Raw genomic sequence first — 25,388 nt, forward strand, 5'->3', positions numbered from 1 at the left:
ACGCGGTCGCCGAGGCCATCGTCTCGTTGTCCCGATAAGGATGGTTGCCGTCATGAAAAAGACCGCGTTCCGGTCGCAAAGGATATTCGACTGTCAGGGCATTGCATGCTAAATCCCTCATTCGCCAGATAAACGATTGGGGGCGTGATGGCGTTAAGCGTGCGCGTGTGGGTTGCCGCTTGGGCTGCCTGGGAGGGACAGGACCAATCCGTGACCGTCGGCGGCGCCGTGTCGGTGCGGCCGCCGCTGCCCGCGTCATTGCGCCGTCGGGTCACGGCGGTGGGGCGCAAGGCGTTGGAAGCCGCCTGGGCGGTTCTGCCGGAACAGGGTTCCCCGCGCTTCGTGCTGGCGTCGCGCCATGGCGAATATGACCGGACATTCGGTTTGCTGGGTGAACTGGCCCAAAGCGACGAGGTTTCGCCGGCCGAGTTCAGCTTGGCCGTGCATCACGCGCTGGCCGGGCTGTTATCCATCGCCACGGGCAACCGCCAAGGCCATACCGCCGTTGCCGCCGGCAGCGAATCCTTTGGCTATGGCCTATTGGAAGCTGCGACTTTCGTCGCCGAACAGGGGGTGCCGGCAGTGTTGTTTTATTTCGATCAGCCTTTGCCCGATAGCTATGCCCCGGTGATGGAAGGCGATTGCGTCACCCCCATGGTCTTGGCCTTGCGGCTGGTGCCGCCTTCGTGGCCGCAGGCGCGGCCGCTGGAGATGAGCCTGGAAACGCGGGCCGGTGGCGGCGATTGTCTGTCCCAGGCCTTCCTGGCGGTTTTGCAAAACGGCGGCGAAGGCTTGGCCCAAGGGCGACGACATGCATGGCGGTGGCGTGATGCGGCTTAATCCGGGCAGGGTCTGGCGGGCTTTGGGGGTTGGCTTCTTCCTGATGCTGATCGGGGTTGGCGGCACATTGATGGCGGTGACGGTGTTTCCACTGTTGACGCTGGTCAGCCGCGATCCGGTCACCCGGCAGCGCCGGGTGCTTTATGCCATCCATCTGGCGTTTCGGCTTTATTGCGGCGGCATCCGCTGGATGGGGGTCGCCTCGATCGAAACCGTTGGCACCGAACGGCTGCGGGCGTTGCGGGGGGCCTTGATCGTCGCCAATCATCCGTCTTTGCTGGATGTGGTGATGATCATGGCGGCGACGCCGTCGGTGCAGTGCATCGTCAAGGCCGGGCTGTGGCGCCATCCGTTCTTTCGTCTGACCGTTGGCGGCGCCCGCTTCATTCGCAACGACCTTGAGCCCGAGGCCTTGCTGGCGGCCTGCGCCGAGGCCTTGCGCGAAGGTCGCAATCTGATCGTCTTTCCCGAAGGCACACGCACTCTTCCCGGCGTCAGGCCCAAGCTGCAACGGGGTTTCGCCAACATGGCCATTGCGGTTGCGTGCCCGGTGCAGGTGGTGACCATCACCTGCGACCCGCCGATTTTACACAAGGGGCATTCCTGGTGGCGTGCCCCCGAGAAGCGGTCGTGCTTTCGCCTTGAAGTCGGGGAATTGTTGGATGTCGGTCAGTTCACGCATGGCCGTGCCCGCCCATTGGCGGCGCGGCGGATGGTCGCTTACCTGGAAAACTTTTACGCGGAAAAGCTAGGCTATGGACACGCTGGAACACGAATTGAAGAAACTGATCGTCGATGCCCTGAAACTGGAAGATGTGTCGCCTGACGATATCGACGCGCAAGAACCGCTCTTCGGTGATGGGGGCGGTCTGGGACTGGATTCCATCGATGCGCTGGAATTGGGCGTGGCCATCCGCAAAACCTTTGGCATCAAGATCGACACGGTGACCGAGGACGTTCGTCACCATTTCGCCAGTATCCACAATCTGGCCAATTTTATCCGTGCGCAGCAAGGGAATGCCGAGTAGATGACCCGCGACGAAATCCAGATCAGTCTGGCCGGCTATTTGACCGAAATGTTCGAAGTTCCGGCGGAAAAAGTGGTGGCTGACGCCAAATTATACGAGGATTTGGACCTGGACAGCATCGATGCCGTCGATCTGGTGGTCAAATTGCAGGAATTGACGGGCAAAAAGATCAAACCCGAGCAGTTCAAGACCGTGCGCACTGTCGGTGACGTGGTGGACCGGGTGCATGAGCTCTTCCTCGAATAAAAAAGCCATGAATGGAAAATCCATTCTGGCCCCGGTTTTGCTGGCCTGTGCCGGGGTGGCCTATCCGTTTCTGGTTTATGCCGCCATGGGGCGGGTATCGACGGGGGCCTTGGTGCTGCTGGCTTTGGCCTTGGTCGGGGCCCGCTTCGCCATGCTGCGCAATCTTGCCGTCGCCCGCACCTTGGCGGTGCCGGTTTCCGCGGTCTTTGTCGGGACCGCCGCCCTGGGGCTGGTGGATGGGGCAATGGCCACCTTGGCCTATCCGGTGCTGATGAATTTCGGCTTTGCCGCCGCTTTCGGCTGGTCCTTGTTGCGGCCGCCCTCGTTGGTCCAGGTCTTGGCCAGCGTGACCGAACCCGATCCATCCCCGGCCGCCCAGGCATATATGCGCAAGGTGTCGGCGGTCTGGTGTCTGTTCCTGGTCGTCAACGCTTTGGTGACGCTGGCCTTGGCCCTGTGGGGCGAGGTGGTGTTCTGGGCGCTTTATACCGGTTTTGTCTCGTATGTGCTGATGGGGCTGTTGTTCGCGGGCGAATGGCTGGTACGCCGCCGTGTCCGCCGTGCCCATGGAGAGGGGGCATGAGCTTCACCCCGTTGGCGGCGCTGATGGCGGAGGGACGTCCGCAGACGTGGCCGGTGGCCCGTGTCGAGGGCGAGATCATTTCCTGGGGCTGGATGCTGCATCATTCCGCCGGTCTGGCGGCGCGCTTGCGCCAGGCGCAGGCCCGCCGGATCGGGCTGTGGTGCGCCGACGGTCATACCTTGGTGGTTGGTCTGCTGGCGGCGGCGCGGGCGGGATGCGCGGTGGTCTTGCCGCCGGGGGATCAGCCAGGGTTTCTGGCCGGTCTGTCCGGCGCCTGGGACGTCGCCGTCGGCGACGCCCCCGGCATGATGCCGGTGGTGGATGGGGGCGGCGCTGATTTCACCGCGAAGATACAAGATATCCCCGTGGCGTTCTTCACCTCGGGCAGCACCGCCCAGCCCAAGCGGGTTGAGCGCCGGCTGGGGCAATTGGAAGCCGAAGTGGCCGGGCTGCATGCGGTGTGGCCCGGGGCGGGATGGGGCATGCATCATGCCACCGTGCCGCATCAGCATGCTTATGGTCTGGTGTACAAAGTGCTGTGGCCGCTGTTGTGCGGGCGGGTTTTTGCTTCGGTGACCCATCAATTCTGGGAAACGGTCCTGGCCGAATTGGCGGATGGCGACATTTTGGTTTCCAGCCCGGCCCATCTCGGTCGTCTGGGCGGGCTGGAGGGGCTGGCCCGGCCGGCATTGGTGTTATCGGCTGGCGCCCCCTTGCCGCCAGCGGCGGCGGACGAGGCGGCACGGTTGTTCGGGGCGCAGCCGGTGGAAATTTTCGGCAGCACCGAAACCGGCGGCATCGCCAGCCGCCTTGCGGTGCCGGGACAAGCGTGGATTCCGTTGCCCGGCAACGTGGTCGAAGCCGGCGCCGGTGGGCGGTTACGCCTGCATTCTCCCTGGGTTGGCGGCAGCCATGAGGGCGCCGATCTGGTCGATGTGCTGGCCGATGGCCGCTTTTTGCTGCATGACCGGGTTGATCGGGTGGTCAAGATCGAGGGCAAGCGAATCGGCCTGGCGGCGGTCGAGGCCGCCTTGCGGGCCTTGCCGCAAGTGGAGGACGCCGCCGTGGTCAAGCTGACGGCGGGGCGCGATCAACTGGCGGCGGCGTTGGTGCTCAGCCCTCAGGGGCGGGGGCTGTTGGCACAATTCGGCCCGTTCCGCTTTGGCCGCTGGCTGCGCACCGCCCTGGCCGATCAGCTGGAGCCACTGGCCCGGCCCCGGTTGTGGCGTTTCGTCGCGGAATTGCCGTGCAACAGCATGGGCAAGCGCCCCGATGCCGCCATCGCCCCTTTGTTTTCACCCCCAGACATGCCGGCATCATGACCCAATCGCCCCGCCTGCCGCTTATCTTGACGCATCGCCCGATCGCCACCGGGGCCGAGCTGGACTTGTTCATCGACCCGGCGCTTTTGTGGTTTCGCGGCCATTTTCCCGACTTTTTGTTGCTTCCGGGGGTGGTGCAACTGGATTGGGCGCTGACGCTGGCAGAGCAATATCTGGGGCTTGCCGCGGAACCAGCATCCCAGTTTCAGGTCAAATACAAAGGGGCGATCTTTCCCGGCGACAGCGTCACCTTGGCCTTACGGCACGATCCGGCCAAGGCGCGGCTGACTTTCGATTATCGTCGTGACGGCGCGGTGTGTTCCTCGGGCTCGGTGGCGGTGGCGCCCTGATGTTCAAGCCCTGTGCCCTGATTCCCAGCCATAACCATAGCAAAGCCTTGCCCCAAGTGGTGGCGGGCCTGCGGGGGCTTGACCTGCCGGTGCTGATCGTCGATGACGGCAGTGACGCGGCGGCGGCGGCGGCCATCGCCGCCCTGCACGATCCCGCCAAGGGCGTTTTCGTTCATCGCCGCCCGCTCAATGGCGGCAAGGGAGCGGCGGTGTGCGACGGCTTTCGGCTGGCCGCCGATCAGGGGTTCAGCCATGCGGTGCAAGTGGACGCCGATGGTCAGCATGATCTGGCCGCTTTGCCGCGCTTGCTGGACCAAGCGCGCCGCCATCCCGCCGCCGTGGTCAGCGGCGCCCCGATCTATGACCAGACCATCCCCACCGCCCGCCGTATCGGTCGCTGGTTCACCCATGTCTGGGTCTTCGTCGAAACCCTGTCCTTTCGCATTACCGACAGCATGTGCGGCTTTCGCGTTTATCCGCTCAAAGCCTGTCTGGATCTGTTGGCGGAAGAAACGCTGGGGACCCGCATGGATTTCGATACCGACATCATGGTGCGGCTGTTCTGGCGCGGAATCGCCCCGATCATGGTTCCGGTGCGGGTGACCTATCCGGTTGGCAACACGTCGAATTTCCATGTCTGGCACGATAATCTGCGCATTTCATGGATGCACACGCGGCTGGTCGTCACCATGCTGTCGCGGCTGGTCTCGATCTTGCGTCATCGTCCGCCCTTGCCGGGGGCAGAGCCCTCGCATTGGGCCGCCTTGACCGAACGGGGCGCCGCCTGGGGGTTATGGCTGACCGCTTGGGTTTACGGGCATTGGGGGCGGCGGGCCTGCATGGCGCTGCTGGCTCCGGTGGTGGCCTATTTCTATCTGACCGGGGCGCAACAGCGGCGGGCGTCGCGGCAATTCCTGGGGCGGGTGCGGCAGCGCCAACCCCGTGGCTGGGAATGCTATCGCCATCTCTTGGATTTTGCCGGCCGCGCCGTCGATACCATCGCCGCATGGTCGGGGCGGCTGGGCCAAGATGCCCTCCGGGTGGAAAATCCCCAGGCATTGGCGGCGGCCGCCGCCGATCCCGCCGGGGCCGTGCTGGTGGTATCCCATCACGGCAATGTCGAATTGTCCCGCGCGCTGATGGATCCGGCCTTGCGGCAACGTCTGACCGTGCTGGTGCATACCCGTCACGCCGAGAATTTCAACGCGGTATTGCGGCGCTTCAACCCCGAAGCGGCGGCGCGGATGATTCAGGTGACCGAAATCGGGCCGGAAACGGCCATTGCCTTGAAAGAACGGGTCGAGCGCGGCGAATGGATCGCCATTGCGGGCGACCGCGTGCCGGTCTTGTCATCGGGTCGGGTGGTCGCGGTGGATTTTTTCGCTCAACCGGCGGCGTTCTCGGTCGGGCCGTGGGTGCTGGCCGCCGTGCTGGATTGTCCGGTACACCTGCTGTTTTGCCGTCGCAGCGGCCCGGCCCAGTGGACCATGACGCTTGAACTTTTCGCCGCCAGGGTGGCATTGCCGCGTGGCCAGCGGACCGAGGCCCTGCGACAGCTGATCCAGGCCTATGCCGCGCGGCTGGAGCAGCACAGCCGGCTTGATCCTTATCAGTGGTACAATTTCTTTGATTTCTGGGCCAAGGGGGGCACGACGCGGTGATCTCGGCAGAAACCACCTTGACGGTGCAATTTTACGACCTCGACCCCATGCAGGTGGTCTGGCACGGCAATTACGCCCGTTTCCTTGAACAGGCGCGGTGCGCCTTGCTGGACAAGATCGGCTATAATTATCAGGAAATGGACCAATCCGGCTATATGTGGCCCATCGTCGACATGCGGCTGAAATATGTGCGGCCGGCGCGCTTTGGCCAGGAATTGCGGGTCACCGCGACCTTGCGCGAATACGAGAACCGGCTGCGCATCGAATACCGGGTTCACGACAAGGCCAGCGGCGAGACCCTGACCAAGGCCGAAACCATTCAGGTGGCGGTGCGGGCCGACACCTTGGAATTATGTCTTGAATGTCCGCCCGCCTTGACCGACCGGATAAGGGCCTTGCTGTGATCCGCGCCCTGTTCATGCTGATCGTGCTGTGGCCGATGGCGGCCTGGGCCGAACCGGTGACGTTGAAGCCGGGGGAAATTCTGCGCGGTCATTTCGTGCAGGAACGTTTTCTCGCCGGCTTTGCCCAGCCGCTGCGATCCGAAGGCAGCTTTGTCCTGGCCCCCGGTCAGGGGCTGATCTGGCGCGGCGAAAAGCCTTTCGCCGTGGTCACGGTGATCAGTGCGGCGGGCATGACGCAAAGCCTTGGCGGCAAGGAAACCATGCGGTTGTCGGCGGCCAAGGCGCCGTTTCTTGCCCGCCTGCACGACGTCATGGCGGGGGCGATGGCGGGGAATTGGCAGGAATTGGAGAGCGATTTCCGGGTGGTTTCGCAAAATGACGGTGTGGTCTTGACCCCACGCCGCGCCGATCTGCTGCAATCGGTCAAATCCATTCAGGCCCATATCGGCCGCTTCGTCGATGCGGTCGAGGTGGAAAAAGGCGAAGGTGACCGCGACCGCTTGCTGTTCAGTCAGCAAAATGTCGACCAAGGCCCGTTATCGGAGGACGAGGCGGCGGCCTTTGCCGCCATCCGATGACCCGCCGATTTCTGGCCCTGTCGTGGTTGGTGGTGCTGATCGCCGCGACGCTGTATCTGGGGCTGGCGGCGCTGGGGGGCGTGCCGCTGCAAAGCGACCTGATGGCGCTGCTGCCGACCGAGGATCGCGACCCGCAGGTTCATGCTGCCAAGACCCACATGGCCGAGCAGATTTCCGGCCGGGTGGTGATCCTGGCCGGCCATGCCGATCCGGCCCAAGCCATCCGCGCCGCGCAGACGCTGCGCGATGGTCTGATGGGCGACGGTTTGCTTGCGGATGCCGGCGACATTCCCAGCCCCGAGGCCATCGGCCGACTTGCCGCGCTGTATTTCCCCCATCGGGCCGGCTTGCTGTCGGCAACGGATCGGGCCAGCCTGCAAGGGGGCGACGCCTCGGCACTGATCGGGCGGACCCTCTCGCAGGTTTTCGGCATCGGCGGCATGGCCGATGCTCGGCTGCTGACCCATGATCCGTTCTTGCTGCTGCCGTCGTTCATGACCGGCTTGCCCGTGCCGACCAGCCGGCTGAGTTTGCGGGACGGCTGGCCCAGCGTCACCGCCGACGGCCTCACCTGGGTCTTGGTCAGCGGCAGATTACAGGGCCAAGCCTATGGTCTTCGCGATCAGCAGGCGTTTGCCGCCAGCTATGCCAAGGCGGCGGAACGGGCCGGCGAGGTCGCCCCCGGAATACGTTTGTTGCGTCTGGGCGCGGTGTTTTACGCTCAGGCTGGGGCGGCCCAGGCCATGGCTGAAACCTCGTTCATCGGAACAGTTTCCGCCCTGGGCACGGTGGGGTTGATGCTGCTGGTGTTCCGTTCGCTGTCGCCGCTGCTGCTGAGCTTACTGGCCATCGGCGCCGGTCTGCTGGTGGCGATGGCGGCGACGTTGCTGTTTTTCGGCTCGTTGCATGTCAGCGCCGCCATTTTTGGCGCCAGCCTGATTGGCGTCACCGTCGATTACAGCTTGCATTATTTCACCCGTCTGTTCGCGCGACCCGATACCCCCCAGGGGCGTCTACGCCATATCTGGCCAGGATTGTTCCTGGGGTTGCTGACCACCCTGATCGGCTATGGCGCGCTGGCCCTGGCGCCGTTGCCGGGTCTGCGTCAGGTGGCGGTGTTTTCCGCCTTTGGCCTGATCGCCGCCTTTTTGACCGTCACCTTGTGGTTCCCGCTGCTTGACCGTAATTCCAGCCGCATCCTGCCGGCCTCTTTGCGGCGTTTGGGGCGAGGGTTCTGGCTTTTGTGGGACAATCCAGGACTGGCCTTGGCCCGTCGCGGGGGGCTGGTGGTGTTGGCGGTCGTGGCGCTGATTGGCGCCAGTCGGCTGCGGGTTGACGACGATGTCCGCCGCCAACAGGCGCTGAACCCGGTTTTGGCCGCGGAGCAAGCCCAGTTGCAAGGCATCGCCGGTTTTGTTTCGGCGGGACAGTTTTATCTGGTTTCCGCCGACGACACCCAAGCGGCATTGCGCCAAGAGGAACGTCTGAGCCAGCGCCTGGCCGTGTTGCGGACGCAAGGAGCCTTGCGGGAATGGCGCTCGCCGGCCAGTTTCGTCCCCTCGGCCGAACGTCAGGCTGACAATGCCCGCTTGCTGGGCGAAGGCTTGAACGAAGCCGCGGTGGCGCGGTTGGCCGCCACCATCGGCCTGCCTTTGGCGCTGCCGGTGGCGGCGGATCAGCCGCTGACGCTCGAGACGGTTATCGCCAGCGGTGGTGTGCCGGCCTTGGCCGGGTTGGTGCTGGGGCAGGGGGTTCATTTGGTCGCCCTTGATGGCATTGTCGATCCGCAAAATCTGCGCGCCGCCGCCAGCGGCCTGGAGGGGGTCAGCTTCATTGATCCGGTCGCCGATATGGGGGATTTGCTGGGCATTTATCGTCAGCGCGCTTTGTGGTTGCTGGCGGCGTCGCTGGTGCTGATGCTGCCGCCGCTGATCTGGCGCTATGGCTGGCGCGGCGGGCTGTGGGTGATGGTGCCGCCGCTGGTCGCGGTGGTGTCGGCGCCGCTGCTGCTGGCGATGATCGGATTGCCCTTTACATTTTTCGCCGCCATGGCCTTGGTGCTGGTGGCGTCGGTGGGGGTGGATTATGCCGTGTTCTGCGCCGAAAGCGGCGCTGACCACGATCCATTGACCACCATCGCCATTTTGCTGGCCACGGCGACAACCGTTTTATCTTTTGGCTTGCTGGCCTTTAGCGATGTTTTGGCCATTCGTTCCTTTGGCACGATCATGCTGGTCGGCATTGCCTTGGCGGCGTTGCTGTCACCTTTGGCCGGGCGGGTGCGGCCGAAACGAGCACGGGGTTGGAAGCGTCACCATGATTGATGTATATGATCGCCCCATCATGCCGCGTGCTTTTTTCCCTCTGATGCTGGTCTTCCTGCTGGCCGGGTGCAGCGCCGCGCCCCCGCCGGATGACCGTTCGGTTGAGCGTATCGTCATCGCCCCCGGCGTGACCTTGCGTCTTCCTGCCGCCGGCCAGTTGGGCGACGCGGTCGAGGTGGCGCAAATGGTCACCGCCCGCCATGGCGGCGACAGCTTCAGCTTCGAAGGCCGCTTGTCGGTCCAAGCCGACCATTTGATTTTGGCGACCACCGACGGCCTGGGACGGCGGGCCATGACCGTGCACTGGAACGAAGGACGTTTGAGCGTGGAAAAGGCGTCGTGGTTGCCGGGCAATGTGCCGCCCCCAGCCAATATGCTTGCCGATATCGTGCTGATGTATTGGCCGGCCGAGGTTCTGTCAGCCGCCCTTGACGGCGCGGCGATCGAGGAAGCGGGGGGCATTCGCCGGCTGCGCCGCGACGGGGCCGTTGTCGTCGAGATCTATCGCGACGCCGATCCGTGGAACGGCGCCGTCGCTTTAACCAACCTGGCCTGGGATTACCATGTCCAGGTCGGCTCGACCCGGTTGACGCCATGAACGCGCCAGTGTTCCTGCCGGCCATGGCGGTGGCCACCTGTTTGGGCATCGGCAAGGCCGCCACCATGGGCGCCTTGCTGGCCGGGGATCGTTCCGGCTTACGCCGTCACCAGGGCGATGCGCTGCCGCTGGGGCGTTTGCCGACAGAGCCCGGCGGTCACGGCGACAGCCGCAACAATCGGCTGTTGGCCATGCTGTTGGAGGAAATCGCCGAACCGCTGGCTCGGGCCATCGAGCGTTATGGCCGTGACCGCGTCGCCGTGGTGGTGGGAACCAGCACTTCGGGCATCGCCGAGGGCGAGGTGGCGCTGGCCCAGCGCCTCAAGACCGGGCATTGGCCCGCCGGCTTCACCTATGCGCAGCAGGAAACCGGCAGCGCGGCGAGTTTTATTGCTGACGCCCTGGGACTGGGGGGCCCCGCTTATGTCGTTGGCACCGCGTGTTCGTCCAGCGCCAAGGTGTTTGCTTCGGCTCGCCGTCTGATCCGCCAGGGGTTGGCCGATGCCGCCATTGTCGGCGGCGCCGACACGCTGTGCCGGCTGACCGTGGCCGGCTTTTCCGCCCTGGAGGCGGTGGCGCCGGAACCGTGTCTGCCGTTTTCGGCTCACCGTCGAGGGATCACCCTGGGCGAGGGGGGGGCCTTGTTCCTGCTGACGCCGGAACCGGCCGAAATCGCTTTGCTGGGGGTTGGCGAATCCTCGGACGCCCATCACCTCAGTGCCCCCGACCCCGAAGGCCACGGCGCCCGTGACGCCATGCAAGCGGCCCTGGCCGATGCGGGGCTTGATCCGCGGCAAATCGGCTATGTCAACTTGCATGGCACCGCCACCCAGCTGAACGACGCCATGGAAGCCCGCGCGGTCAACGCCGTGTTCGGACCGCTGTTGCCGTGCAGCTCGACCAAGGCGCTGACCGGCCACACTTTGGGGGCGGCGGGCGCGGTCGAGGCGGCGTTGTTGTGGCTGACCCTGTCGGCTGAGTGGAACCCGTCACGGCTGTTGCCGCCTCAGGCCGGCACCGGCCAGATGGATGACAGCTTGCCGCCCTTGCATCTGGTCGCTGCCGGCGAGGCTTGGCCGATGGCGGAGAAACTGGCGGCGCTCAGTTCGTCTTTTGCCTTTGGCGGCAGTAATTGCGCCCTGGTGCTGGGGCGGGGGTGGGGGATATGAGCGCCTGTCCGTGGCCGATGGTCGAGCTCTTGCCGCACCGCCCGCCCATGGTGCTGCTGGACGCCTTGCGTTGCTTTGACGATGAAAGCGCCATCGCGGTGGCGGTGATGCGTCCCGATCATCCGTTTATCCGCCCCCAGGGCGTGCCGGCCCATGTGGGGATGGAAATGATGGCCCAGGCCTGTGGCGCCCATGTCGGTGCCTTGGCCCGCAGCGCCGGCGGCGCCGTGCAGGTGGGGTTTTTGTTGGGCACGCGCGGCTATGGCGCCAGCCAGCCATGGTTTCCGCTGGGGGCCGAACTTGAAATAGAGGTCCATCGGGTGTTCCAAGAGGACGGCATGGGGGTCTATGACTGCCGCATTGTGGTGGGGGGGGCGGAAATCGCCCAGGCTCGATTGAACCTTTATCAGCCGCCGGACATGGAAATGGCGGTGACGCGACTGAGGGGGGCGACATGATGAAAAATATCCTGGTCACCGGGGCCAGCAAGGGCATTGGCGCCGCCATCGCCGAGCGGTTGGGCCGGGACGGTTTTACCGTGGCGGTGCATTACCATTCCGACCAAAGCGGGGGGGAAAAGACCGTGGCGACGATTGCCGCCGCCGGTGGGGTCGCTCGTTTGCTGCGCTTCGACATCGCCGACCGCGCCGCGACCCGCGCCGTGATCGAGGCCGACATCGCCGCGCATGGTCCCTATTGGGGGGCGGTGCTCAATGCCGGCATCGCCCGCGACACCGCGTTTCCGGCCATGACCGAAGACGATTGGGACGACGTGTTGGGCACCAATCTCGACGGTTTTTACAATGTCTTGCATCCCTTGGTCATGCCCATGGTCTCGGCCCGCAAGGGCGGGCGCATCGTCACCCTGTCGTCGGTGTCGGGCTTGGTCGGCAATCGCGGACAGGTCAATTATTCCGCCGCCAAGGCCGGTATCATCGGCGCCACCAAGGCTTTGGCGTTGGAGCTGGCCAAGCGCGCCATCACCGTCAATTGCGTTGCTCCCGGCGTGGTCGAAACCCAGATGGTCGCCGATCTGCCGCGAGATGACGTCATGAAGATGGTGCCCATGCGGCGGTTGGGCAAAGTGGAAGAGGTGGCCGGGGTGGTGTCTTTCTTGTGTTCCGACGATGCAAGTTATGTCACCCGACAGGTTATTTCCGTCAATGGCGGGATGGTCTGATGCGTCGGGTTGTCGTCACCGGCATGGCCGGCATCACCGCTTTGGGCAATGACTGGCCGAGTATTCGCGCCGCCATGGCCGAAGGCCGCACCGGCATTCGCGACATGCGGCCGGCATGGGACCGCTTTGAAAGCATCAATACCCGGCTGGCGGCGCCGGTTCTGGATTTCACCATTCCGGCTCATTGGCCGCGCAAGAAGGCCCGCACCATGGGCCGGGTGGCGACCATGGCGGTGGCGGCGTCGGAACGGGCCTTGGACCATGCCCGATTGTTGAATGATCCGGTTCTGACCAATGGGCGGACGGGGGCCGCTTATGGTTCGTCCTTCGGCTCGCCCGATTCCGTTCTCGGCTTTTTTGAATTGAAGATGACCGGGGTGTCGCGTCATCTCAACGCCACCACCTATATCCAGATGATGAGCCATTCGGCTTTGGTCAATATCGGCCTGTTCTTCGGCCTGACCGGGCGGATGATTCCGTCATCCAGTGCCTGCACCTCGGGAAGCCAGGCCATCGGCTACGCCGCCGAGGCCATCCGCTGGGGCAAGGCCGACGTCATGGTCGCTGGCGGGGCCGAGGAACTGGACATCACCGACGCCGCCGTCTTCGACACCTTGTTCGCCACCTCAATGCGCAACGACGCACCGCAAACGACGCCACGGCCGTTTGACCGCGACCGTGACGGGCTGGTCATCGGCGAGGGGGCGGCGACCTTGATTTTGGAAAATTACGATCACGCCGTTGCCCGTGGTGCCACCATTTACGCCGAATTGGTCGGCTTCGGCACCAATTCCGACGGCAACCACGTCACCCAGCCGCAGGCGGCGACCATGGAGCAGGCCTTGCGCATGGCGATTGAGGATGCTGGTATTGGAACCGACGCCATTGGTTTCGTCAGTGGTCATGGGACGGCGACGGAATGGGGCGATATCGCCGAATCCCAGGCCACGGCGGCGGTGTTCGGCGAAAGCGTGCCCTTTCATTCGCTGAAAAGCTATTTCGGTCACTCGCTTGGTGCTTGCGGCAGCATCGAGGCATGGCTGGGTATCGAAATGATGCGTGAGGGCTGGTTCTGCCCCACCGCCAATCTGGATGTGATCGATCCGCGTTGCGCCGCTCTTGATTATGTCCGGGGGGAACCGCGCTTGGTCCGGCCGGATTACCTGATGTCCAACAATTTCGCCTTTGGCGGCATCAATACCTCGCTGATTATTAAATCAAGCTGACCAGGGAGCGGATCTGGCGGGCGCGAATGTCGCTGGCCATTTCCGCCTGGGTGACGTTGCGGCCGCCGCCGTAATTGGAAAGGGTGACCCGGTGGACGTCGGAGAAGCTGCCGCGGCTGCCTTCTTCCCATTCCTCGATCCGTGGGCTGCCGTCAAAGGTGACGACGCGGCGCGGCTTGGTGGAATTGCGGCGGATGGCGAACACGGCTTCGGTGACGACAACGTAGATGTTATCGACGGTGAAATAGCCGGCCAGGGTCCCCAACGACGCCCCGGCGGCAAGGCCGAAACCGGCGCCGGTGGCGGCGGAGCCGGCGCTTTTGTCCATGGCGGCGCCGATGCCGGCCCCGGCGATGCCACCGGCAGCAGCCCCCAGAAAGCTGAACTGCGCCATCATGTCGCGTTCATATTGCTGGCTGCGGATGATGTTCAAGTCGATTTTCAGGCCAAAATCGGTGCCGTCGGACCGTTCATAGCCCTTGTCCACATAGCCTTGGTACAATTGGTCGCGGGTGGCTTCCAAATCCCACACCGGATCGCCGGACATGTTGCGCAGGCTTAGCTTGAGGCGCCGGTTGGGGTAAAGCATGGGATCGGTGAAGATGGAGCCGTCCGAGCGCATGCCGTACATGCGATCGGTTTTGCTGTCGACCACCATATCGCCGACGTTGCGGCGCTGACAGGCGCCCAACAGGGCGGCCATGCCGGTGGCAAGAAACAGGCGCCGGTCCAAGGCCATGCTTATTCTCCCCTCATCGACGAGTTCAAGAAGTTCTGTGCTTCGGAATAATGGACAGAGAAATTCAGCCCCGGCGATTCGGTGATGCCGAAGGTGTTGATCCCGACCACGCTGTTGCCTTTAAACAATGGTCCGCCGGAATTGCCGGGATTGATGTCGGCATCGGTCTGAACATAGACCACGCCGTCACCTTTTTGCGCCGGGTTGGTGGCCGCCAATTTCTTGCGGATGGCGCTGACGACGCCACGGGTGATGGTAAAGGTCTGGCGGCGGGGATGACCAATGGCGTCGACGCTGTCACCGGGCTTAAGGTCCTTGCCGTGCATGAATTCCACCGGCCGGCCGCGATCTTGAACTTTGACCAGGGCAAGGTCGAGACGAACATCCTTGGCGATGACTTGGCCAAAGGTTTCGCGTTTGTCGTACAGGCGCATTTCAATGATGGCGCTGTCATCAACCACATGCCAGTTGGTCATGACGATGTTGGGGCGGACAAAAAAACCCGATCCCATGCCGCCCTTGGTGTAAATGGCGACGACGCTGTCGAAGCGGGGATCGTTGAGCGGGCGGTCGTCGTATTTTTCGCTGACGGCGCGGGCGATGGCGCGGTTGCGGTCCTGCCCCAACTGCGCCAGCAATGTTTCGGTCGAGCCGATGGGCAAAGTGGGGCCGCCTTGCGCCACCGCGTGATCCAGCACCTGCGACAGGGGGATGACCACCGGGGCGCGTTCCCAATCGACCAATTGCTTTTCCCGCATGATGTCGGCGCTGAAACGCGATTGCTGGGGGTCCGAGGTATCGACGTCATAGGCGACGGTGAAACGTTCGTTCTCGACCGTGTCGAAGGTGGATTTAGCGTAGGTCCGGGTGACGCGGTCGATGACGTAATAATTGACGGTCAACACCTTGCGCTCTTCGACATCGGCCAGTTTGTAGGTGTAATCGCCATAGATGGGCTGTTCGATGAATTGCGGCGTGGTGGTCATTTTCAGCCGGGCATCTTCGGCCAATTTCACCAGTTTTGTGTTGCCCGGAACCTTTTCCAGTTTGGCGGAATAGCTGTCGAATTGCTTGACGGCCCGCAAGAAGGCCGGGTTGTCGATCTTGTTGATGCTGACGATCTTGCGTGAGGATTTGTCCTTGAGGTCGCGCACCTTGCGCGACACCTTGGCCAAGGCGACGTCAAAGGCGACCACGTAGCGGCCGGTCTCCTCGATTGGGCCGGTCAGGGCGGTGGACAGGCTCCGCGGCTGGGCATTCAGCGGCAGATCGATGCCGACGGAAAAGGGAAAGTCGATGTCGCCTTCGATGCGCAGCAGGTAAGGGGAGGTCGCCTCAACCAAGGTCAGTTGGGCGATATCAGGGGCGCCTTCGCCCGCCGCGCGCGCCTGTTGGACCAAGGCGGCAAGATCGCCGCTTGCGCTGGCCCACCCCAGTGCCGGGACGCACATCAAAGCTACAAGCACGGCGGCCAATGCCTGCCGTGCCGCCCAAAGACGCCCGGTCGTGTCGCGTTTCATGTCCGATAAGCCCGACGCTGATTAATCTTCCGTTTCGGGCTCAGTAAATCGCGACGGGTCGGCGAGGGCAATATCTCTTTTTAGTATTTTGCCGTCTAGATGATTTCCCTTAAAAGGGATGTGCTATTTATTTGGCTCGCTGGGGCCGGTCAGGTCCTTCCAGGCGTTCTTGACCGCGTCGCCGATTTTTTGCGTGACGCTGCGGGTTTCGTGACCGACGGCCTTGGCGGCGTCACGGGTGCCATGCCCGATGGCCGTGGTGGTTTCGCGCGTCGCCTCGCCGATGGCGCGGGCGCCTTCCTTGACCGCTTGTTTGGTTTCAGCGACGGTCGACTGAGATTCCTCGGCCCAAAGCGGCTGTGCCAGGCTCAGTAATCCCGTGACGACGATGGCAGAGAGAAAGCGATGAGGATGCTTCATCAGAGATAACCTAAAGTTTCACCAAGATGCCATCCTAACAAATTCCTGACACTTGGAACATGAAAAAGACGATAACATGGCAATGCAGCACAAGGCCGCAGCATCGCGCAAATTGTCTGTGACTTAACGCAAGGCGATAGTCGAAGATCGCCTTGCCATTGCCGACAAAGCACCTTGCTTAATATAATCGCTCTGCTCGATCGCCCGACCACCGGGCAAGCTGTTTATCGACGGGTGCGAGATCGGCGGCTATGACGATGTGGAACTGACCAGATTGCGAGAGCACAGCATCGGATTCGTCTTCAGTATCACTATCTGATTTTCGCCTTCACGGCGCTTGAGAATGTGATGATGCCGACGTTGGTCGATCGAGAATTCCCCAAAGAGGACATGAGCGCCCATGCGCATGAACTGCTTGGCCTGTTCAGATCGGATTGTTGCCTATCGGAAAGTAAATGGTGGGCGGTACAAGGATCGAACTTGTGACCCCTACGATGTCAACGTAGTGCTCTACCGCTGAGCTAACCGCCCACTCTTGTGTGGATGAGTTTTCATCCACGTGAACCTTTCGGTTCCAACCCCGGAAGACTGACCTTGACGGGGCCGTCTTAGTATCCGGTTTTTTGTTTCAGCGCAACAGTCTTTATTGCTCTGAATTTGTTCCTCAGTCGCGATCTCCGTGGCTGAGGGGCGATCTTCTAACCGCTTTTACCGGGCTTGGCAACCCCTGTGTTACGGTTTTTTTCAATGAACTCCGTCTGTGACAGATGCGGTGCAACCTGCTAAACCGTTTACATGGATACGAGCGCGATTTCGCCCGCCCTGGATGAGGTTTTCACTGTCCTTGCGCCGCCACGCCAGACGGTGCCGTTGGTGTTTTCCTCGCCCCATTCCGGCCGTGACTATCCGGCCGATTTCATCGCCGCATCGCGCCTGGACCCGTTGACCTTGCGGCGGTCGGAAGATTCCTATGTGGAGGAATTGTTCGCCGCCGCGCCTCGCCACGGAGCGCCGCTGCTGGCGGCACGCTTTCCTCGGGCGTTTTGCGATCCCAACCGCGAACCTTATGAACTGGACCCGTCCATGTTCTCTGGCCGTCTGCCCGAGGCGGCCAATATCCGTTCTCCACGGGTTATTGCCGGCCTGGGGACCATTCCCAAGGTAGTGGCGTCCGGGGCCGAGATTTATAGCGGGCGCTTATCGGTCAGCGAAATCGAACGGCGCATCGGTTTGTATTACCGCCCGTATCACCAATGCCTGCGGGAATTGGTGCAGGCGACGCAGCGGCAATTCGGTTGGGCGGTGCTGGTGGATTGTCATTCCATGCCAAGTTTGGGGGCGCCGCCCGAATCAAGCCAGGGGACGGCGGGGGCGGATGTGGTGCTGGGGGATTGCTTTGGGGCCTCTTGCGCCGGTCCCATCGTCCAGACAATCGAGGACGAGTTTCGCCGGCGCGGTTATCGGGTGGTCCGCAACACACCCTATGCCGGCGGCTTCACCACCCGCCATTACGGCCAGCCGCGCCAGGGGTGCCATGCGGTACAAATTGAACTCAATCGTTCGCTTTACATGAACGAAGCCGACCATCTTCCCCTTGCCGGCTTTGCGCGCTTGGCGACCGATTTGGAAGGGGTTGTGGCGGCGCTGGCGGCATTGACCAAGGAACAGGGCTTCCCATGACCGTGTCCACGCAATCGCCCTTGCCGGTGTGTGTTCGCCCGGCGACGCCAGACGACATGGCGCAGGTTCGGGCGATCTATTCCTATTATGTGACCCGCACCGCGGCCTCGTTTGAGGAAGAAGTTCCCGGCGTGGCGGAGATGCAGCGCCGCCGCGACGAGGTGTTCGCGCGCAATCTGCCTTATCTGGTGGCCGAGGAAGACGGTGAGGTGTTGGGCTATACCTATGCCGGCCCCTGGCGTCCGCGCTCGGCTTATCGCTACACGGTCGAGGATTCCATCTATGTCGCCCCCTTCGTCCAGCGGCGCGGAATTGGCAAGGCGTTGCTGGGGGCGCTGATCGATCGTTGTACGGAATTGGGTTATCGCCGGATGATCGCGGTGATTGGCGATTCCGCTAATCAGGGGTCGATTGGCTTGCACCGCTCGCTTGGGTTTCGCCAAGAAGGGGTGCTGCGAGGGGTTGGACTTAAGTTCGGCCGCTGGGTCGATGTGGTCATCATGCACCGGGTGTTGGGCGATGACGACCGGCCGTTGCCCGACGGCGCCGCCGCGCCACCCTTGCCGAAATACGAGGAACCCTGAATTTTGGCGGATAAAATTGTTTAAATTGCTTCTAAAGGCGTAGAGATCTACCCCGCTGGCGTAGGGATATGAACCCAAGGGCGGATAGGGCGTATCCTCATGAACATCTATCCTATACAGGGAAGTGTCGGCATTATGTCCTCAACCGGTCGGAAGTATCGGGGCTGAGTGTATTGAGGAAGGAAATGGCCATGTCGATTTGCCCGCAAGATAACGTCTGCGTCGATGTTGAATTGGCGGTGGCCCTGGAAGTTGGCTTGACCCGTCTGGAGCGGGCCGAGCAATTGGGCGGCATGGCCGAGGCCTTGGCCTATAACCAGGATTTATGGCGCGTCATTGGCTATCTGGCGTCCGGTGCGGCGGTGGTCCGCAACCGCGATGAATTGCGGGTGCAGTCGCTGGCGGTGGCCGAGGGACGGTGCCGTGAATTCGTGACCATCAACCGCCGCTTCGCCGGTTTGTTCGCCGCGCAATCGGCTGCCTATGGGGTGATGAGCGTCATGCTCAACGCTTGGCGCCAGCATCGCCGCAGCCACGAAAAGGCCGAATTCAGCCAATGGCTGCTTGATCGTCTGGACGGCCAGATCTGCCGGACCCAGGCGGCCTGATCTCATCGGAAGGGGGACACGCTGCGCCTTGGCGCAGCTGTCAGCTGAACGCCTTGAAGGCGATCAGGGTAAAGGTATCCTTGATACCGGGGATGACTTGCAGGGTATCGACGACGAATTGTCCGATATCCTGACCATCATCCAGATAGCATTTCAGCATCAGATCGTATTGGCCGGAAATGGAATGGACTTCGGACACCCGTTCGATGTCCACGGCTTGGTCGGCCACGTCATAGGCGCGGCCCAGTTCACACTTCACCATGACGAAGATGGTCTGCATGTGTCAGCCTCCGTTAACCGGCTTCCATCGCTGATGGAAGCCGGATCTCGTGTCAATCCTCGGCGCCGTCGTCATCGTCCTTGGCCACATTGCGGCTGACGATTTGCGGGACGGCATGGGTCATGAAGTCGGGCATGTGATCGCCAAAGCCGATGGCATTGTCCGGGTGCAGCATTTCGCCGATCCCCAACTCATCGATTCGGCCACGGCGGCGACCGCCGCGATCATCGCGACGATTGCGGTCGCGGTCACGATCCCGGCCGCGTTCCCGTTCAGGACCGCGTTCCCGCTCGGGGGCACGTTCCCGTTCAGGACCGCGTTCCCGTTCAGGACTGCGTTCCCGTTCAGGACTGCGTTCCCGCTCGGGGTTACGATCCCGTTCAGGGTTGCGCTCGCGGCTTGGGCGTTCGCGGCGTTCCGGTTCCCGCGCTTCGACCACCGGCTGGGTTTCAGTCGGGGCCGTAGCCACGATTGCAGCCGGGGCTTCGTCCTTGGCGCGGCCGCCACGGGGCTTGCGCTCCCGCCGGCCATTGCCGTCCTTGTCACCGCCGGTCTTTTCACCACCACGCGGCGCCCCACGACCGCCGCGTCGCGGCGACATGTCCAGGTCCAGCGGCGGCACACCTTCCACCGCCATGCGCGGCAGCGGTTGACCGATCAGACCTTCGATGGCGGCAACGAAGCGGCCATCCTCGGGCGAGGCGATGGTGAAGGCCTTGCCGGTCTCGCCGGCGCGGCCGGTGCGGCCAATGCGGTGAACGTAATCCTCGGCATGGATCGGCACGTCGAAGTTAAAGACGTGACTGACCGCCTTGATGTCGATGCCGCGTGCCACCACGTCGGAACAGACCAACAGCCGGGCTTCGCCCGACTTGAACTTGGACAGCGATTCCAGGCGGGCCGGTTGGCTCATGTCGCCATGCATCTGCACGACGTCGAAGCCGTGCTTTTGCAGCGAGCGATACAAGATATCGACGTCGCGCTTGCGGTTGCAGAAAATGAAGGCGTTCTTCAGATTCTCGATTCGGATGATGTGGCGCAGCGTTTCGCGCTTGTCGATGTGATCGACCACCGCCAGGAACTGTTCCACCGTCACCGCCGTCGAAGACTGGGCGCTGACGCTGATTTCCTTGGGGTTCATCAGGAATTCGTCGGCCAGCTTGCGGATTTCCGGGCCAAGCGTGGCCGAGAAGAACAAGGTCTGGCGCATTTTCGGCAGCAACGAGACGATGCGCTGGACGTCGGGAATGAAGCCCATGTCCAGCATGCGGTCGGCCTCGTCGATGACCAGGACCTTGACGTCGTTGAGCAAGATGCGCCCACGCTCGAACATATCGAGCAGGCGACCAGGGGTGGCGATCAGCACATCGACGCCGCGATCCAAGATGGCGACCTGGTCGCTCATGGATTCGCCGCCGATGATCAGCGCCTTATTGAGTTTGTGGTATTTGCCGTATTTATCGAAATTCTCGGCCACCTGTGCCGCTAATTCGCGGGTCGGCGCCAGGATCAGCGAGCGCGGCATGCGCGCCTTGGCCCGGCCGGCGGCCAGGATTTCGATCATCGGCAGGGTGAAGCTAGCCGTCTTGCCGGTGCCGGTCTGGGCACAGCCCAAGACGTCGCGGCCCATCAAGACGACGGGGATGGCCTGTTGCTGAATGGGAGTCGGGGTGGTGTACCCGGATTCCTCGACCGCTTGCAGGAGTTCGGGGCTCAGGCCCAGGTCAGCGAAGCTCATTGGGTGCGGAAAGCCGTCCATGCGGCGATTTTGAGGGAGTGTTTCATATGCGGCGAGATAATAGAAGGTCGTGCGCCTATGTCAATGAAAGACCTTTGCTTTCCTGCTTTGTCTGGCGGGGGTGTGGCCTTTCGGCTACGCTTTGATGGTTTTGAACAAAAAGGATTTCGCCATGTTGATGGATGCCGCCCGTTCTTCCCTGTTGATCGTCGATGTTCAGGAGAACCTGGGGCCGGTGATGGCGGAGCCGCGTCAAGTCTATCGCAACTGCACCATGCTGTTGCGTGCCGCCGCCCGTTTGGCGGTTCCGGTGACCATTTCCGAGCAATACCCAAAGGGTTTGGGGCCGACCATGGGGGAGTTGCTGGCCGAGGCTCCGGCCGGGGTGGTGATGGAAAAGCTGCACTTTTCCTGCGCCGCCGAGCCGGCCATCTTGACCCGCCTGCGCGGGTTCGACCGCCCGCAGGTGGTGGTCGCCGGCATCGAGGCCCATGTCTGCGTCCTGCAATCGGCCTTGGGCCTGAAAGCCGCCGGTTTCGAGGTGTTCGTCGTCGCCGACGCCTGTTCCTCGCGCATTGTCGGCAATCATCAGATGGCCTTAAGCCGGATGGCCGCCGCCGGTGTCGCGGTGGTGTCCACCGAAATGGCCGTGTTCGAGTGGTTGCATGTCGCAGGAACTCCGGCGTTCAAGGACATGATCAAGCTGATCAAGTAAGGAAGCTCAAGATGACCGATCTGATCTTGTTGCCCGGTTTGCTCAACGATGCCCGTCTGTGGGCGCAACAATGCACTGATCTGGCCGATCAGGCGCGGGTGCGGGTGATCCCCACCTATAGCCATGACAATATCGCCGATTTGGCGCAGGCGGTGCTGGATCAGGCGCCGCCGACCTTTGCCTTGGCGGGTCTGTCCATGGGCGGCTATGTCTCCATGGAGATCTTGCGCCGGGCGCCCGAGCGGGTGGAGCGGGTGGCCTTTGTCAGCACCACGGCGCGGCCCGATCTGCCGGAACAGACCGAACGCCGCCATGTGTTGATGGAAATGGCGTCGTCGGGCGCCTTGGATCGCATCTTGCCCACCGTGCTGGCCAGCATGGTTCCGCCGATCAACGCCCAAGGCCGCGTTGCCGATCTGTTTTACGCCATGGCGGCGGCGGTTGGCGTTGACGGCTTTCTGCGTCAGCAAAGCGCCATTATCGGCCGCCCGGATTCGCGCCCCGGTTTGGCGGCATTGCGCTGTCCGGCCGTGGTGATCGTCGGTCGTGACGACACCTTGACCCCACCAGAGCGGGCCGAGGAAATGGCCGATCTGATTGCCGGCGCCAAATTGGTCAAGATCGCCGATTGCGGTCATCTGTCGGCCATCGAGCAGCCGCATGCGGTCAGTGCCGCGCTGTCCATGTGGTTGCAGGGCTAAGCCCAAGGGGCTGCGCGGCTTATGCCGCTTGAGGCCGCCGGGGATCGGTTACGATCGCCGGGATAGGGTATGAGGCCCGATAACCGCCCTCTCTCCTGGAATAGCGAAGCAGGGGCTTGACGTTGTCTGATTATGTAACAATATATGTTGCATGAAAAAAGACAGCCGCTTATCTGGCGTGCTCCATGTTCTGCTGCATATGGCGGAGCAGGACGGGCCGCTGACGTCCGAGGCTTTGGCCAGAGTCATGGGGACTAATCCGGTGGTGATCCGCCGGGTTTTGTCCGGGCTGCGGCAGAAAGGATATGTCCGATCGGAAAAAGGCCATGGTGGTGGCTGGACGCTGGCCTGCGATCTTTCGCGGATCACCTTGCGCGACATCTATATCGCCTTGGGAAGTCCTGGGCTCTTGGCCATGGGAAATCGCACCGAATCTCCGGGCTGTCTGGTCGAGGTGGTGGTCAATGCCGCGCTCAGCCAGGCCTTTCAGGATGCCGAGGCTTTATTGTTGCATCGTTTCGGTGACGTGACGCTGGCATCGCTCAGTGCCGACTTCCATCGCCGTCTCGTTGCCGTGGGAAAAGTGAGAGTGAAATGAGTGAGTTGTTAGCGCCGTTTTCTGATCCCCAGGCCGTGGCCCGTTACGCCGAGGGGCCACCGCGCTTCGTTCCCGGCTTTGCCGATTTGCATCGGATGGCGGCTATTTTGCTGGCCGAGCATATGCCGGAGGCGGCTGAATTGCTGGTTCTTGGCGCCGGCGGTGGGTTGGAGCTGAAATCTTTTGCCCAAGCCCATGCCGGCTGGAGGTTCGTCGGCGTCGATCCGGCCATTGAAATGCTGAAATTGGCCGAGCGAATGGTGGGGCAGGAGATGGCGCGTGTGCGCTTGCTCAAGGGGTATATCGACGATGCGCCGGAAGGCCCGTTCGATGGCGCAACCTGCTTTCTGACCTTGCATTTCCTGGGGCCAGAGGAACGATTGCGCACGTTGAAAGAAATCCGCCGCCGGCTGAAGCCAGGCGCGCCGTTCGTGGTCGCTCATTCCAGTTTCCCGCAAACGGGGAGTGAACGCGGTACGTGGCTGTCTCGATACGCTGCTTTTGCCCTGACTTCGGGCAGCGATCCAGAGAAGGTTCATAAAATGCGGGATGCTGTTGAGGCCCATCTGAGCCTGCTGACGCCGGAACACGATGCGGCACTTCTGGCTGAGGCTGGTTTTTCCAATGTCGCCATGTTTTATGCGGCCTTCACATGGCGCGGCTGGGTGGCTTACGCCTGATCCGTGAGGCGTCGGGCCAGCCAAACGGTATGCTTGCCGCATTCCGGGTCTTCGATCCGATGATCGATGACGGTGAAACCGTTTTCGCTTAGCCGGGCGTGGTATTCGTCGCTGCTTAGGCTGGCGTGGTAGACGGGCTCGCCCCACATGTTGCCGATGGCCTTGCCATGGCTTGGCCCGCTGGTGAACAAGAGGGGGGCCCCTGGCTTGGCCAAGCGGCCGAAGCTGGCGAACATGCGGCGCTGATCGTCGTGATTAAGGTGAAAAAAGCTGTCCCAGGCCAAAATGCCATCGAAGGTGGCGGTCACGGGCAGCGCCCGCATATCGGCGACGATCCAGCGATGGGCGGCGAAGCGTTGGCGGCACAAGGCGATCAGCGCGGGCGCCGAATCAATGCCGGTCATGGCGACGCCGCGCCCGATCAGATAGGCGGCCAATGGTTCGCCGCTGCCGCATCCCAGATCAATGATCTCTGGCGCCGGACCGATCAGGGCGAGAAAGCGGTCGAGCCAGGGACGTTCGAACAAAGAGCGGCCGCGCAGGCGGTCCCATTCTTCGCTGTGGCGTTGATACAAGCTGATGATGCTGTCGGGCATGATGTTCCGTCGGTGGTGACCGTACAATTTATAGCCAAACTCTAATCAGAAAGGTTTGGCTAAAATGGTGTGTTTGATGTGGTCTTTTTCTTTGTTGGTTCTTAACCTTCGATATTTTATCCTGATACAGGGTTATCAAAGGGGTGATCATGGGCTCGCGCGGGCCGCTTTTGTTGCGGCGCACTACAAATCATGTCCTTGATGCCTTGCTAAAGGCGGCCGAAGGGGCGTGGCAAGGCCACCCCAAGGAAATGGCGGCGCTGCGCGACATCATCACCGGGCTGGAAGCTTCGGTCCAGTTCGACGAATTCTATCGTCGGTCGTATCGCGAATTGCTGGACGTGGTCGAGCAGGAAAAGATGGAGCAGCGGCGCACCAACGCCTTTGGCCGCTTGATGGTTCACCATTTGGGGCCGCAATTCGAGGCTGGTTCCTTGGATCGGGAATTCCTGCCCAACATTTTTTCCTTTTTCCATCTGGTGTTGGGCGATGACGCCGGCTTTTACGGCGAGCAATGCCTGAAACAGGTCGCCGAGATGAAGGCCGAGTTGAAAGAGGATTTCAGCTGGGACGCCTATTACGATTCTCTGCCGGCCAAGCTGATCTTATGGCACACGCTGACCCGCATCGCCGGTTCGTTCAAGCGCTGGGATCTGCGCAAGGACTGGTTCATGAAGCTGATGCAGTACACGCCGACCACGGTCAGCATCGGCTCGAACGCCTTTGTTACCCGCGAGGTCGATCACGACGAACCGCACGTCTTTGGCAACCATCAGTTCTGCGTCTTTTTCCAGGCGCTGTTCTCGCCGCTGACCCATATGCTTCCGGCTGACGAAGCGGCCTTTAAAAAGGAATTCGGGACCGATCCGCATCACCTGATCGGGCCGTTCCTGGTCCACCTCGCCACCTGCGAGATCTGACAAAAAAGGGAGCCGAAGCCCCCTTTTCGTCGAATATCAATCTCTTATCCCGCTGATCAGAACCGATCATCGGGCCGCCTTGATCGGCGGGGCCTAACCA

The 25,388-nt window shown here is 62.4% G+C and carries 30 protein-coding genes and 1 tRNA gene; 24 read left to right on the plus strand and 7 right to left on the minus strand.

The window, feature by feature from the left end; translation table 11 throughout:
- The first annotated feature begins 210 nt into the window (after positions 1–210).
- From KEC16_RS00420 to KEC16_RS00495, 16 genes are read left to right on the plus strand one after another with little or no spacing between them, the layout of a single operon-like run.
- Positions 211–840, plus strand: coding sequence for a beta-ketoacyl synthase chain length factor (locus tag KEC16_RS00420; RefSeq protein ID WP_211545688.1), 630 nt, complete (start codon positions 211–213; stop codon positions 838–840).
- Positions 812–1,666 (plus strand): lysophospholipid acyltransferase family protein, encoded by an 855-nt coding sequence (locus KEC16_RS00425; protein ID WP_211545689.1) that lies wholly within the window; start codon positions 812–814, stop codon positions 1,664–1,666. The genes KEC16_RS00420 and KEC16_RS00425 overlap by 29 nt, the downstream gene beginning before the upstream one ends.
- Positions 1,617–1,868 carry a phosphopantetheine-binding protein gene (locus KEC16_RS00430; protein WP_249208604.1) on the plus strand — a complete coding sequence of 84 codons (252 nt, stop codon included), beginning with the start codon at positions 1,617–1,619 and terminating at the stop codon, positions 1,866–1,868. Before KEC16_RS00425 ends, KEC16_RS00430 begins: the two co-directional genes overlap by 50 nt.
- Entirely contained in the window at positions 1,869–2,114 is a 246-nt protein-coding gene (locus KEC16_RS00435; protein ID WP_211545691.1) for an acyl carrier protein, read from the plus strand.
- Positions 2,095–2,697 carry a COG4648 family protein gene (locus tag KEC16_RS00440; RefSeq protein WP_211545692.1) on the plus strand — a complete coding sequence of 201 codons (603 nt, stop codon included), beginning with the start codon at positions 2,095–2,097 and terminating at the stop codon, positions 2,695–2,697. The genes KEC16_RS00435 and KEC16_RS00440 overlap by 20 nt, the downstream gene beginning before the upstream one ends.
- The gene (locus KEC16_RS00445) at positions 2,694–4,019 is read left to right on the plus strand and encodes an AMP-binding protein (RefSeq protein ID WP_211545693.1); all 1,326 of its coding nucleotides are present in this window, start codon (positions 2,694–2,696) and stop codon (positions 4,017–4,019) included. Before KEC16_RS00440 ends, KEC16_RS00445 begins: the two co-directional genes overlap by 4 nt.
- On the plus strand, positions 4,016–4,369 hold the full coding sequence (locus KEC16_RS00450; protein ID WP_211545694.1) for an ApeI family dehydratase: 354 nt from the start codon (positions 4,016–4,018) through the stop codon (positions 4,367–4,369). The genes KEC16_RS00445 and KEC16_RS00450 overlap by 4 nt, the downstream gene beginning before the upstream one ends.
- The gene (locus KEC16_RS00455; protein ID WP_211545695.1) at positions 4,369–6,030 is read left to right on the plus strand and encodes a glycosyltransferase family 2 protein; all 1,662 of its coding nucleotides are present in this window, start codon (positions 4,369–4,371) and stop codon (positions 6,028–6,030) included. Before KEC16_RS00450 ends, KEC16_RS00455 begins: the two co-directional genes overlap by 1 nt.
- A complete protein-coding gene (locus KEC16_RS00460; RefSeq protein WP_211545696.1) occupies positions 6,027–6,434 on the plus strand; it encodes an acyl-CoA thioesterase in 408 nt (135 codons plus the stop codon). Before KEC16_RS00455 ends, KEC16_RS00460 begins: the two co-directional genes overlap by 4 nt.
- Positions 6,392–7,012, plus strand: coding sequence for a LolA family protein (locus tag KEC16_RS00465; protein ID WP_211545697.1), 621 nt, complete (start codon positions 6,392–6,394; stop codon positions 7,010–7,012). The genes KEC16_RS00460 and KEC16_RS00465 overlap by 43 nt, the downstream gene beginning before the upstream one ends.
- The gene (locus KEC16_RS00470; protein WP_211545698.1) at positions 7,009–9,336 is read left to right on the plus strand and encodes an MMPL family transporter; all 2,328 of its coding nucleotides are present in this window, start codon (positions 7,009–7,011) and stop codon (positions 9,334–9,336) included. The genes KEC16_RS00465 and KEC16_RS00470 overlap by 4 nt, the downstream gene beginning before the upstream one ends.
- Positions 9,329–9,934: a DUF3261 domain-containing protein gene (locus KEC16_RS00475; RefSeq protein ID WP_211545699.1), complete on the plus strand. Its 606-nt coding sequence runs from the start codon at positions 9,329–9,331 to the stop codon at positions 9,932–9,934. Before KEC16_RS00470 ends, KEC16_RS00475 begins: the two co-directional genes overlap by 8 nt.
- Positions 9,931–11,103, plus strand: coding sequence for a beta-ketoacyl-[acyl-carrier-protein] synthase family protein (locus KEC16_RS00480; protein WP_211545700.1), 1,173 nt, complete (start codon positions 9,931–9,933; stop codon positions 11,101–11,103). The genes KEC16_RS00475 and KEC16_RS00480 overlap by 4 nt, the downstream gene beginning before the upstream one ends.
- Entirely contained in the window at positions 11,100–11,561 is a 462-nt protein-coding gene (locus KEC16_RS00485) for a hotdog family protein (protein ID WP_211545701.1), read from the plus strand. The genes KEC16_RS00480 and KEC16_RS00485 overlap by 4 nt, the downstream gene beginning before the upstream one ends.
- Complete coding sequence (locus KEC16_RS00490; RefSeq protein ID WP_211545702.1) at positions 11,558–12,283, plus strand: 3-ketoacyl-ACP reductase FabG2; 726 nt, start codon at positions 11,558–11,560, stop codon at positions 12,281–12,283. Before KEC16_RS00485 ends, KEC16_RS00490 begins: the two co-directional genes overlap by 4 nt.
- Complete coding sequence (locus tag KEC16_RS00495) at positions 12,283–13,509, plus strand: beta-ketoacyl-ACP synthase (RefSeq protein WP_249208606.1); 1,227 nt, start codon at positions 12,283–12,285, stop codon at positions 13,507–13,509. The genes KEC16_RS00490 and KEC16_RS00495 overlap by 1 nt, the downstream gene beginning before the upstream one ends.
- Here KEC16_RS00495 and traT read toward each other — a convergent pair.
- The 4 genes from traT to KEC16_RS00515 all read right to left on the minus strand — a co-directional run bounded on the left by traT (position 13,496) and on the right by KEC16_RS00515 (position 16,719).
- Positions 13,496–14,248 (minus strand): complement resistance protein TraT, encoded by a 753-nt coding sequence (traT, locus tag KEC16_RS00500; RefSeq protein ID WP_211545703.1) that lies wholly within the window; start codon positions 14,246–14,248, stop codon positions 13,496–13,498. The genes KEC16_RS00495 and traT overlap by 14 nt on opposite strands.
- Before the next feature lie 2 nt (positions 14,249–14,250).
- Positions 14,251–15,768, minus strand: a complete 1,518-nt coding sequence (locus KEC16_RS00505; protein ID WP_211545704.1) for a S1C family serine protease — start codon at positions 15,766–15,768, stop codon at positions 14,251–14,253.
- A 123-nt stretch (positions 15,769–15,891) separates the two neighbouring features.
- Positions 15,892–16,188 (minus strand): hypothetical protein, encoded by a 297-nt coding sequence (locus KEC16_RS00510; RefSeq protein WP_211545705.1) that lies wholly within the window; start codon positions 16,186–16,188, stop codon positions 15,892–15,894.
- Between the two features lie 456 nt (positions 16,189–16,644).
- Positions 16,645–16,719: transfer RNA gene (locus KEC16_RS00515), tRNA-Val, on the minus strand.
- A 264-nt stretch (positions 16,720–16,983) separates the two neighbouring features.
- Here KEC16_RS00515 and KEC16_RS00520 point away from each other — a divergent pair.
- The 3 genes from KEC16_RS00520 (at position 16,984) to KEC16_RS00530 (ending at position 19,060) form a co-directional block, all read left to right on the plus strand.
- Positions 16,984–17,868 (plus strand): N-formylglutamate amidohydrolase, encoded by an 885-nt coding sequence (locus tag KEC16_RS00520; RefSeq protein WP_211545706.1) that lies wholly within the window; start codon positions 16,984–16,986, stop codon positions 17,866–17,868.
- A complete protein-coding gene (locus KEC16_RS00525; RefSeq protein WP_211545707.1) occupies positions 17,865–18,452 on the plus strand; it encodes a GNAT family N-acetyltransferase in 588 nt (195 codons plus the stop codon). The genes KEC16_RS00520 and KEC16_RS00525 overlap by 4 nt, the downstream gene beginning before the upstream one ends.
- Positions 18,453–18,643: 191 nt before the next feature.
- On the plus strand, positions 18,644–19,060 hold the full coding sequence (locus tag KEC16_RS00530) for a hypothetical protein (RefSeq protein WP_211545708.1): 417 nt from the start codon (positions 18,644–18,646) through the stop codon (positions 19,058–19,060).
- Between the two features lie 40 nt (positions 19,061–19,100).
- Here the strand turns inward: KEC16_RS00530 and KEC16_RS00535 are convergent, their stop codons facing one another.
- On the minus strand, positions 19,101–19,340 hold the full coding sequence (locus tag KEC16_RS00535; protein WP_211545709.1) for an Lrp/AsnC ligand binding domain-containing protein: 240 nt from the start codon (positions 19,338–19,340) through the stop codon (positions 19,101–19,103).
- A 52-nt stretch (positions 19,341–19,392) separates the two neighbouring features.
- On the minus strand, positions 19,393–21,078 hold the full coding sequence (locus KEC16_RS00540; protein ID WP_211545710.1) for a DEAD/DEAH box helicase: 1,686 nt from the start codon (positions 21,076–21,078) through the stop codon (positions 19,393–19,395).
- Positions 21,079–21,223: 145 nt separating this feature from the next.
- On the opposite strand from KEC16_RS00540, the gene KEC16_RS00545 reads away from it, so the two are divergent.
- The 4 genes from KEC16_RS00545 to KEC16_RS00560 all read left to right on the plus strand — a co-directional run bounded on the left by KEC16_RS00545 (position 21,224) and on the right by KEC16_RS00560 (position 23,772).
- Positions 21,224–21,793, plus strand: coding sequence for a hydrolase (locus KEC16_RS00545; protein ID WP_346343983.1), 570 nt, complete (start codon positions 21,224–21,226; stop codon positions 21,791–21,793).
- A gap of 11 nt (positions 21,794–21,804) precedes the next feature.
- Positions 21,805–22,494: an alpha/beta fold hydrolase gene (locus KEC16_RS00550; protein WP_211545711.1), complete on the plus strand. Its 690-nt coding sequence runs from the start codon at positions 21,805–21,807 to the stop codon at positions 22,492–22,494.
- A 151-nt stretch (positions 22,495–22,645) separates the two neighbouring features.
- Entirely contained in the window at positions 22,646–23,092 is a 447-nt protein-coding gene (locus KEC16_RS00555; RefSeq protein WP_211545712.1) for an Rrf2 family transcriptional regulator, read from the plus strand.
- On the plus strand, positions 23,089–23,772 hold the full coding sequence (locus KEC16_RS00560) for a class I SAM-dependent methyltransferase (RefSeq protein WP_211545713.1): 684 nt from the start codon (positions 23,089–23,091) through the stop codon (positions 23,770–23,772). The genes KEC16_RS00555 and KEC16_RS00560 overlap by 4 nt, the downstream gene beginning before the upstream one ends.
- Here KEC16_RS00560 and KEC16_RS00565 read toward each other — a convergent pair.
- Complete coding sequence (locus tag KEC16_RS00565; protein ID WP_211545714.1) at positions 23,763–24,368, minus strand: class I SAM-dependent DNA methyltransferase; 606 nt, start codon at positions 24,366–24,368, stop codon at positions 23,763–23,765. The two genes, KEC16_RS00560 and KEC16_RS00565, sit on opposite strands and share 10 nt — an antisense overlap.
- 149 nt (positions 24,369–24,517) lie before the next feature.
- On the opposite strand from KEC16_RS00565, the gene KEC16_RS00570 reads away from it, so the two are divergent.
- Positions 24,518–25,288, plus strand: a complete 771-nt coding sequence (locus KEC16_RS00570; RefSeq protein ID WP_211545715.1) for a hypothetical protein — start codon at positions 24,518–24,520, stop codon at positions 25,286–25,288.
- The last annotated feature ends 100 nt before the right edge of the window (positions 25,289–25,388 follow it).

This window comes from Magnetospirillum sulfuroxidans, from assembly GCF_018224925.1.
GTDB lineage: Bacteria > Pseudomonadota > Alphaproteobacteria > Rhodospirillales > Magnetospirillaceae > Magnetospirillum > Magnetospirillum sulfuroxidans.

Bases quoted from the DNA above. Each gene is read 5' to 3' on its own strand.
- KEC16_RS00465 (WP_211545697.1), top strand. From the start codon at position 6,392: ATGTCCGCCCGCCTTGACCGACCGGATAAGGGCCTTGCTGTGATCCGC.
- KEC16_RS00475 (WP_211545699.1), top strand. From the start codon at position 9,329: ATGATTGATGTATATGATCGCCCCATCATGCCGCGTGCTTTTTTCCCT.
- KEC16_RS00570 (WP_211545715.1), top strand. From the start codon at position 24,518: ATGGGCTCGCGCGGGCCGCTTTTGTTGCGGCGCACTACAAATCATGTC.
- KEC16_RS00535 (WP_211545709.1), bottom strand. From the start codon at position 19,340: ATGCAGACCATCTTCGTCATGGTGAAGTGTGAACTGGGCCGCGCCTAT.
- KEC16_RS00445 (WP_211545693.1), top strand. From the start codon at position 2,694: ATGAGCTTCACCCCGTTGGCGGCGCTGATGGCGGAGGGACGTCCGCAG.
- KEC16_RS00520 (WP_211545706.1), top strand. From the start codon at position 16,984: ATGGATACGAGCGCGATTTCGCCCGCCCTGGATGAGGTTTTCACTGTC.
- KEC16_RS00505 (WP_211545704.1), bottom strand. From the start codon at position 15,768: ATGAAACGCGACACGACCGGGCGTCTTTGGGCGGCACGGCAGGCATTG.
- KEC16_RS00490 (WP_211545702.1), top strand. From the start codon at position 11,558: ATGATGAAAAATATCCTGGTCACCGGGGCCAGCAAGGGCATTGGCGCC.
- KEC16_RS00530 (WP_211545708.1), top strand. From the start codon at position 18,644: ATGTCGATTTGCCCGCAAGATAACGTCTGCGTCGATGTTGAATTGGCG.
- KEC16_RS00550 (WP_211545711.1), top strand. From the start codon at position 21,805: ATGACCGATCTGATCTTGTTGCCCGGTTTGCTCAACGATGCCCGTCTG.
- KEC16_RS00470 (WP_211545698.1), top strand. From the start codon at position 7,009: ATGACCCGCCGATTTCTGGCCCTGTCGTGGTTGGTGGTGCTGATCGCC.
- KEC16_RS00510 (WP_211545705.1), bottom strand. From the start codon at position 16,188: ATGAAGCATCCTCATCGCTTTCTCTCTGCCATCGTCGTCACGGGATTA.
- KEC16_RS00485 (WP_211545701.1), top strand. From the start codon at position 11,100: ATGAGCGCCTGTCCGTGGCCGATGGTCGAGCTCTTGCCGCACCGCCCG.
- KEC16_RS00495 (WP_249208606.1), top strand. From the start codon at position 12,283: ATGCGTCGGGTTGTCGTCACCGGCATGGCCGGCATCACCGCTTTGGGC.
- KEC16_RS00560 (WP_211545713.1), top strand. From the start codon at position 23,089: ATGAGTGAGTTGTTAGCGCCGTTTTCTGATCCCCAGGCCGTGGCCCGT.
- KEC16_RS00555 (WP_211545712.1), top strand. From the start codon at position 22,646: ATGAAAAAAGACAGCCGCTTATCTGGCGTGCTCCATGTTCTGCTGCAT.
- KEC16_RS00540 (WP_211545710.1), bottom strand. From the start codon at position 21,078: ATGAGCTTCGCTGACCTGGGCCTGAGCCCCGAACTCCTGCAAGCGGTC.
- KEC16_RS00425 (WP_211545689.1), top strand. From the start codon at position 812: ATGCATGGCGGTGGCGTGATGCGGCTTAATCCGGGCAGGGTCTGGCGG.
- KEC16_RS00565 (WP_211545714.1), bottom strand. From the start codon at position 24,368: ATGCCCGACAGCATCATCAGCTTGTATCAACGCCACAGCGAAGAATGG.
- KEC16_RS00480 (WP_211545700.1), top strand. From the start codon at position 9,931: ATGAACGCGCCAGTGTTCCTGCCGGCCATGGCGGTGGCCACCTGTTTG.
- KEC16_RS00525 (WP_211545707.1), top strand. From the start codon at position 17,865: ATGACCGTGTCCACGCAATCGCCCTTGCCGGTGTGTGTTCGCCCGGCG.
- KEC16_RS00545 (WP_346343983.1), top strand. From the start codon at position 21,224: ATGGTTTTGAACAAAAAGGATTTCGCCATGTTGATGGATGCCGCCCGT.
- KEC16_RS00440 (WP_211545692.1), top strand. From the start codon at position 2,095: ATGAGCTCTTCCTCGAATAAAAAAGCCATGAATGGAAAATCCATTCTG.
- KEC16_RS00450 (WP_211545694.1), top strand. From the start codon at position 4,016: ATGACCCAATCGCCCCGCCTGCCGCTTATCTTGACGCATCGCCCGATC.
- KEC16_RS00435 (WP_211545691.1), top strand. From the start codon at position 1,869: ATGACCCGCGACGAAATCCAGATCAGTCTGGCCGGCTATTTGACCGAA.
- traT (WP_211545703.1), bottom strand. From the start codon at position 14,248: ATGGCCTTGGACCGGCGCCTGTTTCTTGCCACCGGCATGGCCGCCCTG.
- KEC16_RS00455 (WP_211545695.1), top strand. From the start codon at position 4,369: ATGTTCAAGCCCTGTGCCCTGATTCCCAGCCATAACCATAGCAAAGCC.